The organism is Arenimonas alkanexedens (genome assembly GCF_054781355.1).
Map to the genome: position 1 here is coordinate 72,286 of NZ_BAAGUO010000005.1, position 15,042 is coordinate 87,327.

Here is a 15,042-nt window from a genome sequence, read left to right on the forward strand (position 1 = left end):
TCCGGTCGAACAGATCGAAAAAAGCCCGGCTACATGCCGGGCTTTTTTTCGGCTTCAGTCCGCGGCCGGCAACGGCACCTCGGTAGATTTTTCCAATGGCTTGCGGCAGTGGAAGTCGTAGAGCTCGCGCGTGTTCTTCCACGCCACCTGGCTGGTGGCATTGGTGATCTGGTCCCACCACGCGGCACACTGCGCGGCTTCCTGCTCGTTGAGCGTGTTGGGATCGTTGAGTTCGACGACGTAACCGTCATTGTTGTTGCGAATGCCGCAGCCACCGCCCGCGGCGAGAACCGAAACCGTGCACACCAGCTTCGAACCCGGCTTGCCCGGGATCGGGATTTCGACCGTACCGGTGGTCGCCTCCACCGCTTTTTCCAGCACTTCGGTCAGGATGTCCTTCTCGGGGATCCAGTATTCGTCGAAGCGCGTGGGTTCGTACACCAGCGCGCGCTGGCGCCGCATGAAGCTGCCTGATTCAAGCAGGCCGGGCTGCTGGAAGCTGAACTCGCGGCTGTCGTCGGTGGCACCGCTGAGCTGATCGCGCACCTCGTCGGGAATTCGGATGGAGCCATCCGGGTTGTAAAGACTCAGCGAGCCGCCACCCGACACCGGATCAACGGCCTGCATGCCGCCTGGCGAGGCCGCAGGCGCCGGCGCAAGGAAGTCGTCCGAGCGCGTCGGCGCCGACGCCGGCGGCGTGTTGGCTGCGGTTTCCGGCGTCGACTCCTCCGCCGCAGCCAGGGCAGGCAGTTCGCCGAACTCGATGTCCACCGCCGGCGGGCTGAGGCGCACGGGCTCGGGACGAAGCACGTCCAGCGTGGGCGCCGAGGGCCGGTCAATCGCCACGGGCACGGCGTCGAGCATCGGAGCAAGCGCCGGGCCGCTGACCTCGATCCGGTTCACGACGGGTGCGGGGCTTGGGACCGGATCGGTGCTCGGCACGGTCACCCGCGCAATTTCCACCTCGGGCAGGAGCTCGGGCGCCGGCACCACCGATACCGGCAGCTCGCGCTGCGGAATCGGCGCGGGCTCGGGAAGCTCTACCGGCACGAATACCAGGGTCGACTCCACGCGCGGCGCGGGGTCGGGCGGCAGGTCGACCTCTTCCGACGGGTCCGGGTCGGTGGCGGGTTCTACCAATGGCTCCGGTTCGGGCTCGGGCAGCGGCTCGGGTTCCGGCAACGGCTCGGGCTCGGGTTCCGGAATCGGCTCAGGCTCGGGCTCGGGTTCCGGCAGCGGTTCGGGCTCAGGCTCTGGAAGCGGCTCAGGCTGCGGCGAGGGCTGCGGCTGGGGCGGGACGGCGGCCGGGTCTGGCGGCAGCGGCTCCGGCTCCGGGACTTCCACGGGCTCGGGCTCGGGTTCGGGTTCGGGCTGCGGCTCGGGCTCGGGGAAAATCAGGATGGTGGTGATGCGCTCAGGCTCGGGACTGATCACGAAACTGCTGCGATCGAAGACCCAGAACACGCCGGCGTGTCCGATGGTCACCAGGCCCAGCAGGATCAGACGCAGCCCCAGCGGCAGGTTCTCCCGCGCGCGCGCCGACTGCCAGCGATGCCCGGAGCGGTTGAGCTCTTCTGCGGGATCGAAGGTCTCGGTGGATTCGGTCACGGGCACCGCGTCATCAGGAAGGGCGGGGCGAGATTAACCGTAGCGCCCGGGAAAATTTGGTTAAGCGCCGTGAGCGCGGCTGATTCGTTCAGCCGCGAGCTATATAGGGCGCGCTGCCGGTGCTGTGGTCGGTGGCGTCGCGAACCGCCGTCACCCCGGGGATCTTGGCGATCATTGATTTCTCGATGCCCTGCTTCAGGGTCACGTCCACCATGCCGCAGCCGTGGCAGCCGCCACCAAAGCGCAGGTACACCACGCCATCGGCGTCCACCGAATCAAGCGCAACGCGGCCCTTGTGCGAGGCCAGCTGTGGGTTTACCTCGGAGTCGATCAGCCACTGCACCCGCTCTACCAGGGAGGCGTCTCCGGCCGGTTGGTCGCCCTTGATGCGCGGCGCCTTGATGGTCAACTGGCCGCCGGTTGCCGTACCTGCGAAATCAATGTCGGCCGAATCCAGGAAGGTCACGCTGGGCGCATCGACATAAAGCGTGAAGCCGGTGCATTCGATCGACCATTCGTCGCCCAGCAGATCGCCGTGGTCGCAGAACTCCAGCCGTGCGTCGGCGCGCGGCGTGCCGGGATTGACGGCCGAAAGACGGATGCCGATGGCGTCGCCGCCCTGGGACTGCAGCAGCCGCTGGAAATAGGCCTGCGCGGATTCAGTGATATTGATCATAGGGTGCATTGTAAACCCCACGGCCTATACTCCGGCCAAACCGCCACGGAACGCTGACATGACCACAATCAACGAACTCGCCGCCCGGAACTGCACCCCACTCAAGGGCAAGGAGCACCAGCTCTCGCCCGCCGACGTGAAGGCCTTCCTGGGCCACCTGCCCGGCTGGGAGCTGATCGACGACGGCGCCGCCGTGCGCAAGACCTTCCGGTTCGACGACTACTACAAGACGATGGCCTTCGTGAACGCGCTGGCCTACGTGGCCCACGCCCAGGACCACCACCCCGACCTCGGCGTGCACTACGACCGGGCCGTGGTGCGCTACTCCACCCACGACGTCGGCGGCCTGAGCGTGAACGACTTCATCTGCGCCGCAAAGGCCGAGCAGCTGACCTGACCCTGTAGGAGGGCCTTCAGGCCCGAAGCTCCTCGCTGAAAAGCTTCGGGCCTGAAGGCCCTCCTACAGGATTACGCGAGGCGGTTGAGTACGGCGGTGAGTTCGTCGCTCAGCGGCGCGTTGATCAGATAAGGCGTCTTGCCCTGCTCGAGCGCGAAATCGATCGAGGCCGCGTGCAGGAACAGGCGCTTGAGCCCGAACTGCTGCGCCAGGCGTTTGTTGACCTCGGGGTCGCCGTATTTTTCATCGCCGGCGATCGGATGCCCGAGGTGGGCCGCGTGCACGCGGATCTGGTGCGTGCGACCGGTCTCGATCCGCACTTCGCAGTAGCTGTGGCCGCCGCGGCGCTCAAGCACCTTGAAGTGGCTGACCGAGGCCTTGCCCGACGGGTCCACCCGCACCAGCCGCTCGCCACCCTGCATCACCGACTTCTGAAGCGGCGCGTCCACCGTCAAGGTGCCGTTGGGAACCCGCCCCACCAGCAGGGCCAGGTAGCGCTTGCCCGGGCCTTCGTCGTCTTCGCCGGCACGCATCAGGGCCTGCAGCTCCAGCAGGGCCGAGCGCTTCTTGGCGACCAGGATTACCCCTGAGGTATCGCGGTCCAGGCGGTGCACCAGTTCCAGCGGCTCACCCGGCCGCAGGGCCCGCAGCGACTCGATCAGGCCATGGCTGATGCCGCTGCCGCCGTGGGTGGCCAGGCCGCTGGGCTTGTTCACCGCCAGCAAGGCCTTGTCCTCGAACACGATGCTGGCGGCCAGCCGGTCCAGCAGTCCCTTGGGCACCGGCCGGGCTTCGCCGATCTCGTTGAGCTTTACCGGCGGGATGCGGACCTCGTCGCCCCCGACCAGGCGGCTGTCGGGCTTGGCCCGCTTGCCGTTGATCCGGACCTGACCACTGCGCACGAGCTTGTAAACCAGGCTGCGCGGCGCGCCTTTCAACTGGAGAAGCAGGAAATTGTCCAGCCGCTGGCCGTCCCGATCCTCGGGGACCTTGACCATCTTCACGCCGGTTGAGACTTCATTTGCCGCCATGGGGGTTACACCTATACAATCGCTTCGCGAGATAACGTCCTGATTTCCCTAGGGTGCTGGCCGAAAGCCGATCCCGGGTGAATCCTGAAGAACCGCTACCACACCCCACGGGGGTGACCATGTTAGCCGGTACCGAAGGCGGGCGGATATCGCCGCGTACCTTACAAGTACGCGACAGACCGGAAAACGCCAGGCGGTTTCCGGCCCCAATGACCGAACACAAGTACAACAAGCGCTCCCGCGGGTTCGCCCAAGGTTTTGAAGCGCTGGAAGTTCTGCCCAGGCCGGGACGCGCGGTGCGCGCCCGGCCGGCTTACATCGGGCGCGGACCCCGGCGTTCCTCGCGGTAAGAGCGCGTGAGGACACCAGACAATGAAGCGTATGTTGATCAATGCCACGCAGGCCGAAGAACTGCGCGTGGCGATCGTCGATGGCCAGAACCTTTACGACATCGATATCGAGCAGCCGTCAAAGGAACAGAAGAAGTCCAACATCTACAAGGGCCGCATCGTGCGGCTGGAACCGTCCCTCGAGGCGGCCTTCGTGGAATATGGCGGTGAACGCCACGGCTTCCTGCCGCTCAAGGAAATCTCCCGCGACTACTTCGTCCCCGGCGTCGACCCGAACAAGGCCGGCCTGAAGGAATTCCTGCGCGAAGGCCAGGAAGTGGTCGTGCAGGTCGACAAGGAAGAGCGCGGCAACAAGGGCGCGGCCCTGACCACGTTCATCTCGCTGGCCGGCCGTTACATGGTGCTGATGCCGAACTCGCCGACCGCCGGTGGCGTCTCGCGCCGGGTCGAGGGCGACGACCGCCAGGCCCTGAAAGAAGCGATGGATGCGCTGACCATCCCCGACGACATGGGCGTGATCATCCGCACCGCGGGTGTCGGCCGCGCTGCCGACGAGCTGCAGTGGGATCTCGACTACCTGCTCCAGGTCTGGAAGTCGATCACCGACGCCGCCCTGGCCAAGCCCTCGCCCTTCCTGATCTACCAGGAATCGCGCCTGATCATCCGCGCCCTGCGTGACTACCTGCGCGCCGACATCGGCGAAATCCTGGTGGACACCCAGGAGATGTACGACGAGTCGCGCGAGTTCATGCAGTCGGTGATGCCGCAGAACCTGCGCAAGCTCAAGTTCTACGAAGACCCGACGCCGCTGTTCAACCGCTACCAGATCGAAAGCCAGATCGAAGGCGCCTACGAGCGCCAGGTGCGCCTGCCCTCGGGCGGCAGCATCGTGGTTGACCAGACCGAGGCCCTGACCGCGATCGACGTCAACTCCTCGCGCGCCACCAAGGGCAGCGACATCGAGGAAACCGCGTTCAATACCAATCTGGAAGCCGCTGACGAAGTGGCCCGCCAGATGCGCCTGCGTGACCTGGGCGGCCTGGTGGTGATCGATTTCATCGACATGTCCTCGGGCAAGCACCAGCGCATGGTCGAAGAGCGCCTGCAGAACGCGCTCAAGCAAGATCGCGCGCGCGTCCAGATCGGCCGCATCTCGCGCTTTGGCCTGCTGGAAATGAGCCGTCAGCGCCTGCGTCCTTCGCTGGGTGAATCCAGCCAGATCGTCTGCCCGCGCTGCGAAGGCCACGGCCGCATGCGCAGCGTTGAGTCGCTGTCGCTGTCGATCCTGCGCCTGGCCGAAGAGCACGCGATGAAGGAGAACACCGGGCAGGTGCTGGTGCAGGCCCCGCCGGAAATCGCCAACTACCTGCTCAATGAAAAGCGCCGCGCCCTGATCGAAATCGAACAGCGGCACTCAGCGCCAGTGGTCATCGTCGCCGACGACCAGATTGAAACCCCGCACTTCAACATCAGCCGCCTGCGTGACAACGAGCTGGGTGAAGAATCGGGCAAGCCCAGCTATCACCGCACCACCCCGCGCAAGCTGGCGGTGCATTCGCTGACCAAGGCGCATATCAACGTGCCCGACATGCCGGCCGTGACCGCCGTGCGTCCGGTGAATCCGGCGCCCGCGCGCGACGAAGCCGATGCCGAGGTGGCGCCGGCACCGGTGTTCTCGAACAAGGCCGCCGAGCCCAAGCGCGGCTTGTTCGCGCGTCTGGCGGCGTTCTTCACCGGCGGTGAGTCCACCGACGACAAGGCGCCGGCCAAGAAGGCCCGCAATGAGCGCGGCGACCGCAGCGAACGCGGCGGCGAGCGTGGCCCGCGTGGCGGCAGCGACGGTCGACGCGATCGCAATGGCCGCGGCCGTGACCGCAGCGAGCGCGGCTCGCGTGGCGAGCGTGGCGAGAAGTCCGCGAACGCCGCCAAGCCGCAGGCAGCCGCCCAGGCGCGTCCGCCGAAGCAGGAGCGGACGGAAGAGCAGAAGAAGCAGGACGAGCAGCGTCGCCTCGAGGGCCAGCAGCGCCGCGAGGAAAACCAGAAGAAGGAAGCCGAGCGCCGCGAACAGCAGCGCCAGGAAAACCTGAAGCGCGAAGCCGAGCGTCGCGAAGCCCGCGCCGCCAAGCTGGCGGCTGGCGGTGTGGCACTGGATGAGGACGAGACGGCGAATCCGACCGAGGACGCCGAAGGCCAAGACGCCGATGGCGTCGAGAACACCGAGGCCGGCAGTGAAGCCGCCGGCGCCGAGGGCACGGCGCGTCGTCGCCGCGGCCGTCGCGGTGGCCGTCGTCGTCGTCGTCCGGAAGACGCCGCCAACGAAGGCAATGGCCAGGACGGGTCGCAGGACAGCGAATCCGATTTCGAAGATGAAGAACCCGGTCAGACCGGTGACCGCCAGGCCGCCGCGGCAGCCACGGTCAGCGCCGCCGAGTCGGACTTCGATGATCTCGGCCCGGCCCCGAAGCCGGCCCCGCGCCCTGCGGCGAAAGCGGCCGCGGCCGTTGCCCCCGTGGTCGTGCCGACGCCAGCACCGCGTCCTGTTGAGGTTGAAGCCACGCCAGTGGCCGCGCCTGAGCCGAAGCCGCAGGCGGCCGAAGCGCAGCCCACGACGGAAGTGCCTCAGGAAGCACCGAGCCCGAGCGCACCGGTAGCGGCACCCCGCCCGGCCGCCGAGCCCGCAGCCGCGATGCCGACCCCGGTGTCTGCCCCCGCACCTGAGGCAACGCCGGCCGTAGCCGAGCCTCGTCCGGCGGCGGAACCGACGCCGGTCGCGCGGCCGACCCCGGCCGCCGCGCCGGTCCAGGCCAGCCTGATTCCGACCGAGCAAGCCCCGGCCGCACCGGTGAACCCGTTCCTGCGGACGCAGCCCGCGGTGTTCGACGCACCGCCGGTGGCCGAAGCCAAGCCGGTACTGGCCGCCAACCTGCCGGAGCCGACCGCCCCCGCGCAGGATCCGGTCGAAGAAACCAGCGCTGAGGTTCCAACGGCGCCGGACTGGTCGATTGAAGACCCCGATGCGTCGAAGCCGAGCAACGGTCAGAACTAAGAGAAAGGGCGCCGAGAGGCGCCCTTCTTCTTTATGGTGCCGCGCTAGTCAGATCGCGTAGATCGGATCCGATACGCCGTGCTGGCCGGCCATTCGCGCCAGCGCCACCGTGTCCTTGATGCCCAGCTTGTCGTACAGCCGGTATTTGTGGGTAGCCACGGTTTTGCCGCTCAGGCTCAGTCGCCTGCCGATTTCCTCCATCCGCATGCCCTGGCAAAGCATGCGCGCGACTTCCAGTTCGCGCGGCGACAGCAGGTCGAAGGGGGAATCGTCGCCGCCCAACCGCGACAAGGCCATGCGCTGCGCCACCTGGCTGGCGAGGTAGCGTCGGCCGCGCGCCACCTCGCGGATTGCCCGGAGCAGCTCGTGGGCGTCGCAGCCCTTGCCCAGGTAGCCGCTGGCCCCGGCCTCGATCAGGCGACGCGGCATCGGCCCGTCCTCCTGCACCGAGACGATCAATACGCGCGTGCCGTAGTCGCCGCGCACAATGCGCTCGGTGATGTCCAGGCCACTGATGCCCGGCAGGTGCAGGTCGCAGATGACGACATGCGGTTTGAGGCTGCGGATGGCCGGCAGGCCTTCTTCGCCGCTGCCCGCCTCGCCCACCACCTGGAAGTCGGCCTCGCGCTCCAGGATCAGGCGGTAGCCGGTGCGAACCAGTGCGTGGTCGTCCAACAGGAATACTCGGATCATCGCGCTCTCCCCAGGGCGTTTGAGCCAACCTACGCGGACCGCGGGCGGCGACGGCATCGCCATCCACCACGGCAATCGGTAGGAATTCGACCCGTGAGAAAGAAACTAGCGGAGCCAAACGCGGTTTTGCGCATTGAGGGCGATTTCGCCCCGAATCACTAACCAGGTAAGAAGTCTGCGCATGCACCTCGCCGCTATCCTTCGTTCGCACCGGCAAGGTGCGCACGGGGAACCCGGATGAAGGCGAATCGGCGTTTCATGCTGCTGGTCGTCGCGCTATGCCTGCCGCTGGTGTACGCGGTCGCGCTACGCGGCTTCATGCTCGCGGAGATGCGTACGGCCGGCGCCGATCGCGCCCTGGTCTGGATTGAAGGCACGCCCGCGCAGCTCGACGCGCTGGCGGCTCAGGTCGACGCCCGCCACGGCCGCGTGCCGGCGGGGCGCGTGCGCGAAGCCGGCCCCACCCTGCATGCGCCCGAACCCTGCGGCCCTCTGGCTCGCGAGTACTCCATCGGCGCGCTGAACCACGACCAAAATCACCCCGCCCGGAAACTGCTGGAGGAATTGGCCGCTGAAACCGGCGCCAAGGTCTGCCGCAGCTACATGTTCGTTTTCAACGAGCTCGACGTGCCCGTGGAACGCAGCATGGGGCAAATGGCCGCGTCGATCGGGATGCAGTCACTGCTCCTGCCGGCGGGATTCGTGATCGCCGGCTACTGGGCCTTCGCGCGCCAGCTGTCGCTGCCCTCCCCCGCCGCCGGCACTGTTTCGCGCCCGAAAGCCGTGGCCGCCGGGCTGGCCGTGGCCGTGGCGCTCTGGATCGGGTTGAAGCTGCTGGGCGCCTGGATTCCCGACGCCGGCATCGACAGCGGCTACACCATCGCGGCCATCGGCCTGCCGATCGCCGTATCGCTGGTTCTGTTCGAACCCTTGATGCAGGAACTGGCCCTGCGTCTATGGCTGGTCACCCTGGCCGAACGCGCCATCGGCACCTGGCCAGCGGCGGTGCTATCGGGCCTGACCGTGTTTCCGATGCACTACTCGCTAGGCTGGGAAACCACCCTGCCCTCGGCGGCGGTCGGCTTCGCCCTGGCTGCGCTGTACATTCGCACGCGCTCGCTTTGGGCCAGCCTGACCGCGAATTCGGCGCTGGGCCTGGCGCTGTTCCTGCCGTGAAGTGGCGGAGAGAGTGGGATTCGAACCCACGGAAGGTTTGACCCTTCGGCGGTTTTCAAGACCGCTGCCTTAAACCACTCGGCCATCTCTCCAGTATTGGGACTATCTCGCGAAAAGCATCGGGGCTGAAGCCCCTCCCACAAAAGCATCGGGGCTGAAGCCCCTCCTACGGGCTCATGCCTGGGGGGCATGGGACGCCGCCCTTGGTGCCGCACTTCAGGCGGCTGTCTTCAATGATGCCGGGCAAGCGCTCGGCAAGGAAGTCGATGAACACGCGCACCGCCGGCAGCAGGCCGCGGCGGCTGGGGTAGATGGCGTGGCAGATGCCCTGGGGCAGGCTCCAGAGCGGCAGCACGACCTCCAGTTCACCGCGCCGGATCGCTTCGGCGCAGGTCAGCTCGGGCAGCAGCACCACGCCCAGGCCGTCGCGGGCGGCGGCCATCAGGGTCGGGAAATCGTGCGCCATCAGCAGGGGCTGCAGCTCGACCTTCTGCACCTGGCCTTCGGGGCCGTGCAGGGTCCAACGCTGGCGGCTGTCGTCCTCGCTCATGCTCAGCGTGGTGTGTCCGGCCAGGTCGCCCGGCAGTTCGGGGCGGCCGACGCGGTCGAGGTACTTCGGGCTGGCCACCAGCATTTCGCGCAGGTGGCCAAAACTGCGGGCCACCATTTCGCCATCGTCGGTGAGCTGGCTGCGCACGCGGATCGCGATATCGAAGCCTTCCTGGATCACGTCCACGCGGCGGTTGCTGACGTGCAGCTGCAGCCTTACCTGCGGATGCTGCTTGAGGAATTCGGGCAGGATCGGCCCCAGCACTTCCTGGGCGATCGCCACCGGGCAGCTGACCTTGATGCTGCCGCGCGGCGCGGCGCTGACGCGGTCCACCGCCTCGCGCGCGGCCTGGGCCTCGGCCAACATGGTCTGGGCATGGCGATACACGCTCTGGCCGACATCGGTGACGGCGAACTTGCGCGTGCTTCGCTGCAGCAGGCGCACGCCGAGCTCGTTCTCGAGCTGGGCGATGCGGCGGCTCAGGCGACTCTTGGGAATGCCCAGGGCGCGTTCGGCGGCGGCGAAACCGCCGTGCTCGACCACCATGGCGTAGAACTGAAGGTCATTGAGATCCGGGTGATTCATCCGCCGATCCTTTCCAGTCCGCCAAGATAGGGACGCAGCGCAACCGGGACGCTGATGCTGCCGTCGGCCTGCTGGTGGTTTTCCATCACCGCGATCAGGCAGCGGCCCACGGCCACGCCCGATCCGTTGAGCGTATGCACCGGCTCAGTCTTTCCGCTGGCCGGGTTGCGCCAGCGCGTCTGCATGCGCCGGGCCTGGAAGTCACCGCAGTTCGAGCAGCTGCTGATCTCGCGATAGGTGTCCTGGCTGGGCAGCCAGACTTCCAGGTCATAGGTCTTGACCGCACTAAAGCCCATGTCCCCGGTGCACAGCAGCATCTTCCGGTACGGCAGCTCGAGCTTTTCAAGCACTACCTCGGCGCAGCGGGTCATGCGCTCGTGCTCTTGCGCGGATTCCTCCGGCCGGGCGATGGAAACCATCTCCACCTTTTCGAACTGGTGCTGGCGGATCATGCCGCGCGTGTCGCGGCCGTGGCTGCCGGCCTCGGCGCGGAAACACAGCGAGTGCGCGGCCATGCGCATCGGCAGCTGGGCGTCGTCCACGATCACGTCGCGGACGATATTGGTCAGCGGCACTTCGCTGGTGGGGATCAGGTAACGCTTGCTGTCGCCGAAATCGGTGGCGAACAGGTCGTCCTCGAACTTGGGCAGCTGGCCGGTGCCGCGCAGGCTGTCGGCATTGACGATCAGCGGCACGTTCACTTCCAGATAGTCGTGCTGCTGCGTATGCAGGTCCAGCATGAACTGCGCCAGCGCGCGATGCAGCCGCGCCAGTTCGCCCCGCAGCACGGTGAAGCGGGCGCCGCTGAGCTTGGCAGCGGTGTCGCCATCGAGCCAGCCGTCGCGGGCACCCAGCTCCACGTGGTCCTTGACCGGGAAATCGAAGACACGCGGCACGCCAAAGCGGCGCACTTCCTGGTTGCCGGTCTCGTCCTGGCCCAGCGGCACATCGGCGTCCGGCAGATTGGGCGTGGCCATCGCCACCGCATCAATCTCGGCACGGATCAGCTCAAGCCGCGCCTCGCCCGCCTTGAGTTCATCGGCGATGCCGGCGACTTCGGCCATCAGCGCCGCAGTGTCCTCGCCCTTCCCCTTCGCCATGCCGATCGCCTTGGACCGGGTGTTGCGCAGGTTCTGCAGCTCCTGGGTGCGGGTCTGGATCTGCTTGCGCTCGCTCTCGAGCCGCTCCAGCGCCGGCACGTCCAGGGCGAAGCCGCGGGTGGCCTGCAGGCGCGCGGCGGTCTCGGCAAGCTGGCCGCGCAGGAGGATCGGGTCGAGCATGGGGTCATTCCATAAATGAAACGGGACGCGGGATTATCGCTCTGCCGCCAACGCCTGTGCAACGACTATCCGAGGCATTTGACGGCAGCCAAAGGGCGTCTCGCCGGCTAACATGCCGCACGCATCCTCCCCACGAGCACACCGCATGCAAAAGTTCATGGAAGACAACCTCGATATGCCGCTGTCCGATGTCCTTGCGAGGATCCAGGAAGGCGTCATGGAGCGGACCACCTACTTCGGCATTCCCACCCACAAGAACCCGAATGACGCCTGGGTGTACCAGCAGCTGATCGTGGCCATGCGCCCCGACGTGATCGTCGAAATCGGCACCAAGTACGGCGGCAGCACGCTCTATCTGGCCCATCTGTGTGACCTGCTGGGCCATGGCCGGGTCATCAGCGTCGACAGCCACCACGGCTACCTGCGCCCCGAGCCGGGCCAGCACCCGCGCGTGAGCCTGATCCTGTCCGACGCCTGTGCCGCCTTCCCGCAGGTACGGACGATGATCGCCCCGCACGAGCGCGTGCTGGTGATCGAAGACAGTTCGCACACCTACGACAACACCCTGGCGGTGCTGCGCACCTACTCGCCCCTGACCCGACCCGGCGACCATTTCATCGTCGAGGACAGCATCTGCCACCACGGGCTGTCGCTGGGTCCCGCGCCGGGGCCCTACGAGGCGATCGAAACCTTCGTGCAGGAAAACGCGGACTTTGAAGTAGACCGCAGCCAGGAAGCTCTGTTCATCACCTGGAATCCCAAGGGCTTCCTGCGTCGGCGCGAACTCAGCCCGGCCTGATGGTCTCCGCCAGCCTGGCGCCGGCCCACACCAGCGCCAGGCCGGCCACCAGGGTCAGGCCCAGGTAGGCCAGCAGCGCGGCAGGTCGCGCACTGCGGGCATACAACAGGCATTCGAGCATCAGGGCCGAATAGGTCGTCAGGCCACCCAGCACGCCGACGATCAGGAAGGCCCGCAGATACATCACGCCCGGCCCCCGGCCCTCCAGCCAAACCAACAGGAAACCGGCCGCAAAGCTGCCCAGCAGGTTCACCGCCAGTGTCCCCCAGGGCAGGCCGTCGCCGGCCTGGCGCAGTAGCCAGGCGCCGAGCAGATGACGACCCCCGGCGCCCAGGGCGCCACCGGCCATGACCATCCATAACAAGTTCCAGTTCATCGCCAGAGACTAACCAAGAATGGCCGCGCATTCACTGCGTTTTGCAGGCTGAGTCGTGCGTTTTGCACAGTCGCCGCGCGCAAGAGGCGCGGTCGTCGCCCCGGGAGACCGTTGTCAGTGGGTTTGCCCGCTTGGCACAAAGCATGCAGCCTTCAGGAACATCCTTTCCTGGAGCGCCCCATGACCGAGAAGACCGCAACCGTGCACTGGGACGGGGCCGGCAAGTCCGGCACCGGCAAGATCAGCACCGACACCGAGGCCCTGCGCGCCTATCCCTACGGCTTCGGCAGTCGCTTCGAAGACGACCGCAAGGGCACCAATCCCGAGGAGCTGCTGGCGGCCGCGCACGCCGCCTGTTTCACCATGGCCTTTTCATTCGCCTGCGACAAAGCCGGCTTCGCCACCGGCATCGTCGACACCCAGGCCCACGTGCGACTGGCGAAGGACGGCGAAGGCTTCAAGATCGATCGCATCCGGCTGGTGCTCGAGGCCAGCGTGAAAGATATCGACGAAGCCAGTTTCCAGAAGCTGGCCGAGGGCGCCAAGAACGAATGCCCGCTGTCACGCGCCTTGGCCGCCGTGCCCGAGATCACGCTTGAGGCCACGCTGCGAAAGTGAGGGTCCGCCTCGCCGCGGCCTTTCCTGCAGCGGCGTTTCTCGGCAGCGGACAAAATAGGTAACCTGAGCCCCTACTTTTTGGTGGGGGTTTGGCATGCGGGCATGGGCGGCTTCTTTGTTGCTGGCAGCATCCACGGTGGCGGCGGCAGACGACGCGCTGGTTACCGTGTCGGAACAGTCGGGCTTCACCCGGACCGGACGCTACGCCGAAGTGGGCGAACTCTGCGAGGCCTTTGCCACCCGCCACCCGCAGGCAGTGCGCTGTTTCGATTTCGGCACCACGCCGCAGGGCCGGACGATGAAGGCCCTGGTGGCCTCGACATCCGGCGCCCTGGATCCAGCGGCTGCGCGCCAGCGCGGGCTGCCGGTGGTGCTGGTGCAGGGCGGCATCCACGCCGGCGAAATCGACGGCAAGGACGCTGGCTTCCTGGCGCTGCGCGAGGTGCTGGCGGGCGACGCCGCCCCGGGCGCGCTGGACAAGCTGGTGCTGGTGTTTGTACCCGTGTTCAACGTGGACGGCCACGAGCGCTTCGGCGCCTGGAATCGTCCCAACCAGCGCGGGCCCGTGGAAATGGGCTGGCGCACCACGGCGCAGAACTTCAACCTCAACCGCGACTATCTGAAGGTTGACTCGCCCGAGATGCAGGCCATGCTGGCGCTGGTCAATGCCTGGGATCCGCTGGCGGTGGTGGACCTGCACGCCACCAACGGCGCCCAGTTCGAGCATGACATCGCGATCCAGGTCGAGCCGGTACACGCCGGCCCCACCGCGCTGCGCGAGATCGGACGCCAGTGGCGCGACGGCGTCATCGCCGACCTGGCGGCCCAAGGCTCGATGCCGCTGGCCTTCTACCCCTCGTTCGAAAGCTACGACGACCCGGCCTCGGGCTTCAGCGACTCGGTGGCGCCGCCGCGCTTCTCGACCGGCTATTTCTGGCTGCGCAACCGGCTGGCCATGCTGGTCGAAACCCATTCCTGGCGCCCTTATCCCGAGCGCGTGCGCAGCACCCGCAACACCGTGGTCTCGGTGCTCGAACACATGGCCGAGAACGGCCAGGCCTGGCAGCAAGCGATCCGCGCGGCCGACATCGCCGCCAGCCAGCCCGATGCCGCGCCGGTGCCGCTGAGCTTCGAGGTCTCCGACCAGGTGCGCATGATCGAATTCCGCGGCTATGCCTACACCCGGGAACCGTCCGACGTATCCGGCGCACTGATGACCCGCTACGACGAGTCCACGCCGCAGGTCTGGACCGTGCCGATGCGCGACGACGTGCGGCCGGCGCTTTCGGTGCCGATGCCGGGTGCCGGCTACCTGGTGCCGGCCGAACACGCGGCGAAGGTGGCCGCGAAGCTGGGGACGCACGGCGTGGACTACCGCGTCCTGCCGGACCAGGGCGAACTCGACGTACAGGCTTTCCGGGCGACGTCGCAGCAGCTTTCCGCCGGTTCAGTCGAAGGCCACCAGACCTTGTCGGTCACCGGCGCCTGGGCGCCCGAGCGGCGGCAGATCGGTCCCGGCGCGCTGTTCGTACCGATCCGCCAGCCCAAGTCGCGGCTGGTGATGGCGATGCTCGAACCGCAGGCGCCGGACTCGCTGCTGGCCTGGGGCGAATTCAATAACCACTTCGAGCCCAAGGAATACATGGAGGCCTACGTGGCCGAAGACGTGGCGCGGGCGATGCTGGCCAAGGATCCGGCGCTGCGTGCCGCGTTCGAACAACGCCTGGCCGAGGACGCCGCATTCGCCGCCAGCCCGTCGGCGCGGCTGCAGTTCTTCTACCGCCGGCACACGTCCTGGGACGAGCGGCTGGGCCTCTACCCGGTGCTGCGTGTGGACGCCGCGCCACGCTGAGGCGA

Annotated in this window: 13 protein-coding genes and 1 tRNA gene; 6 read left to right on the forward strand and 8 right to left on the reverse strand. The window is 67.2% G+C overall.

Annotation, left to right across the window (positions count from 1 at the left end; genetic code table 11):
* Window positions 1-54 precede the first annotated feature (54 nt).
* Window positions 55-1,608, reverse strand: a complete 1,554-nt coding sequence (locus ACYVGY_RS11265; protein ID WP_460457589.1) for a hypothetical protein — start codon at window positions 1,606-1,608, stop codon at window positions 55-57.
* 88 nt (window positions 1,609-1,696) lie between these two features.
* Entirely contained in the window at window positions 1,697-2,284 is a 588-nt protein-coding gene (locus ACYVGY_RS11270) for an NfuA family Fe-S biogenesis protein (RefSeq protein WP_460457590.1), read from the reverse strand.
* A 58-nt stretch (window positions 2,285-2,342) separates the two neighbouring features.
* Between ACYVGY_RS11270 and ACYVGY_RS11275 the strand changes: the two genes are divergently transcribed.
* Complete coding sequence (locus ACYVGY_RS11275) at window positions 2,343-2,681, forward strand: 4a-hydroxytetrahydrobiopterin dehydratase (protein ID WP_460457591.1); 339 nt, start codon at window positions 2,343-2,345, stop codon at window positions 2,679-2,681.
* 71 nt (window positions 2,682-2,752) lie between these two features.
* Here ACYVGY_RS11275 and ACYVGY_RS11280 read toward each other — a convergent pair whose 3' ends face one another.
* Window positions 2,753-3,712, reverse strand: a complete 960-nt coding sequence (locus tag ACYVGY_RS11280; RefSeq protein WP_460457592.1) for an RluA family pseudouridine synthase — start codon at window positions 3,710-3,712, stop codon at window positions 2,753-2,755.
* A gap of 372 nt (window positions 3,713-4,084) precedes the next feature.
* Here ACYVGY_RS11280 and ACYVGY_RS11285 point away from each other — a divergent pair, with 372 nt between their 5' ends.
* Complete coding sequence (locus ACYVGY_RS11285; protein ID WP_460457593.1) at window positions 4,085-7,108, forward strand: Rne/Rng family ribonuclease; 3,024 nt, start codon at window positions 4,085-4,087, stop codon at window positions 7,106-7,108.
* 48 nt (window positions 7,109-7,156) lie between these two features.
* Here the strand turns inward: ACYVGY_RS11285 and ACYVGY_RS11290 are convergent, their stop codons facing one another.
* A complete protein-coding gene (locus tag ACYVGY_RS11290) occupies window positions 7,157-7,801 on the reverse strand; it encodes a response regulator (RefSeq protein ID WP_460457594.1) in 645 nt (214 codons plus the stop codon).
* A gap of 237 nt (window positions 7,802-8,038) precedes the next feature.
* Here ACYVGY_RS11290 and ACYVGY_RS11295 point away from each other — a divergent pair, with 237 nt between their 5' ends.
* Window positions 8,039-8,977 (forward strand): CPBP family intramembrane glutamic endopeptidase, encoded by a 939-nt coding sequence (locus ACYVGY_RS11295; protein ID WP_460457595.1) that lies wholly within the window; start codon window positions 8,039-8,041, stop codon window positions 8,975-8,977.
* A gap of 2 nt (window positions 8,978-8,979) precedes the next feature.
* Here the strand turns inward: ACYVGY_RS11295 and ACYVGY_RS11300 are convergent.
* From ACYVGY_RS11300 to serS, 3 genes are all read right to left on the reverse strand, one after another.
* A tRNA-Ser gene (locus ACYVGY_RS11300) sits at window positions 8,980-9,069 on the reverse strand.
* 74 nt (window positions 9,070-9,143) lie between these two features.
* Window positions 9,144-10,112 (reverse strand): LysR substrate-binding domain-containing protein, encoded by a 969-nt coding sequence (locus tag ACYVGY_RS11305; RefSeq protein WP_460457596.1) that lies wholly within the window; start codon window positions 10,110-10,112, stop codon window positions 9,144-9,146.
* Window positions 10,109-11,392, reverse strand: coding sequence for a serine--tRNA ligase (gene serS / locus ACYVGY_RS11310; protein ID WP_460457597.1), 1,284 nt, complete (start codon window positions 11,390-11,392; stop codon window positions 10,109-10,111). Before serS ends, ACYVGY_RS11305 begins: the two co-directional genes overlap by 4 nt.
* A gap of 145 nt (window positions 11,393-11,537) precedes the next feature.
* Here serS and ACYVGY_RS11315 point away from each other — a divergent pair, with 145 nt between their 5' ends.
* Window positions 11,538-12,191: a CmcI family methyltransferase gene (locus tag ACYVGY_RS11315; RefSeq protein ID WP_460457598.1), complete on the forward strand. Its 654-nt coding sequence runs from the start codon at window positions 11,538-11,540 to the stop codon at window positions 12,189-12,191.
* Here ACYVGY_RS11315 and crcB read toward each other — a convergent pair.
* Window positions 12,178-12,567: a fluoride efflux transporter CrcB gene (crcB, locus tag ACYVGY_RS11320; protein ID WP_460457599.1), complete on the reverse strand. Its 390-nt coding sequence runs from the start codon at window positions 12,565-12,567 to the stop codon at window positions 12,178-12,180. The genes ACYVGY_RS11315 and crcB overlap by 14 nt on opposite strands.
* A gap of 180 nt (window positions 12,568-12,747) precedes the next feature.
* On the opposite strand from crcB, the gene ACYVGY_RS11325 reads away from it, so the two are divergent.
* Window positions 12,748-13,185: an OsmC family peroxiredoxin gene (locus ACYVGY_RS11325; protein WP_460457600.1), complete on the forward strand. Its 438-nt coding sequence runs from the start codon at window positions 12,748-12,750 to the stop codon at window positions 13,183-13,185.
* A gap of 94 nt (window positions 13,186-13,279) precedes the next feature.
* Window positions 13,280-15,037 (forward strand): M14 family metallopeptidase, encoded by a 1,758-nt coding sequence (locus tag ACYVGY_RS11330; RefSeq protein ID WP_460457601.1) that lies wholly within the window; start codon window positions 13,280-13,282, stop codon window positions 15,035-15,037.
* Window positions 15,038-15,042 lie beyond the last annotated feature (5 nt).

Bases quoted from the DNA above. Each gene is read 5' to 3' on its own strand.
- ACYVGY_RS11330 (WP_460457601.1), top strand. From the start codon at position 13,280: ATGCGGGCATGGGCGGCTTCTTTGTTGCTGGCAGCATCCACGGTGGCG.
- ACYVGY_RS11295 (WP_460457595.1), top strand. From the start codon at position 8,039: ATGAAGGCGAATCGGCGTTTCATGCTGCTGGTCGTCGCGCTATGCCTG.
- ACYVGY_RS11270 (WP_460457590.1), bottom strand. From the start codon at position 2,284: ATGATCAATATCACTGAATCCGCGCAGGCCTATTTCCAGCGGCTGCTG.
- ACYVGY_RS11305 (WP_460457596.1), bottom strand. From the start codon at position 10,112: ATGAATCACCCGGATCTCAATGACCTTCAGTTCTACGCCATGGTGGTC.
- ACYVGY_RS11290 (WP_460457594.1), bottom strand. From the start codon at position 7,801: ATGATCCGAGTATTCCTGTTGGACGACCACGCACTGGTTCGCACCGGC.
- ACYVGY_RS11285 (WP_460457593.1), top strand. From the start codon at position 4,085: ATGAAGCGTATGTTGATCAATGCCACGCAGGCCGAAGAACTGCGCGTG.
- ACYVGY_RS11315 (WP_460457598.1), top strand. From the start codon at position 11,538: ATGCAAAAGTTCATGGAAGACAACCTCGATATGCCGCTGTCCGATGTC.
- ACYVGY_RS11280 (WP_460457592.1), bottom strand. From the start codon at position 3,712: ATGGCGGCAAATGAAGTCTCAACCGGCGTGAAGATGGTCAAGGTCCCC.
- serS (WP_460457597.1), bottom strand. From the start codon at position 11,392: ATGCTCGACCCGATCCTCCTGCGCGGCCAGCTTGCCGAGACCGCCGCG.
- ACYVGY_RS11325 (WP_460457600.1), top strand. From the start codon at position 12,748: ATGACCGAGAAGACCGCAACCGTGCACTGGGACGGGGCCGGCAAGTCC.
- ACYVGY_RS11275 (WP_460457591.1), top strand. From the start codon at position 2,343: ATGACCACAATCAACGAACTCGCCGCCCGGAACTGCACCCCACTCAAG.
- crcB (WP_460457599.1), bottom strand. From the start codon at position 12,567: ATGAACTGGAACTTGTTATGGATGGTCATGGCCGGTGGCGCCCTGGGC.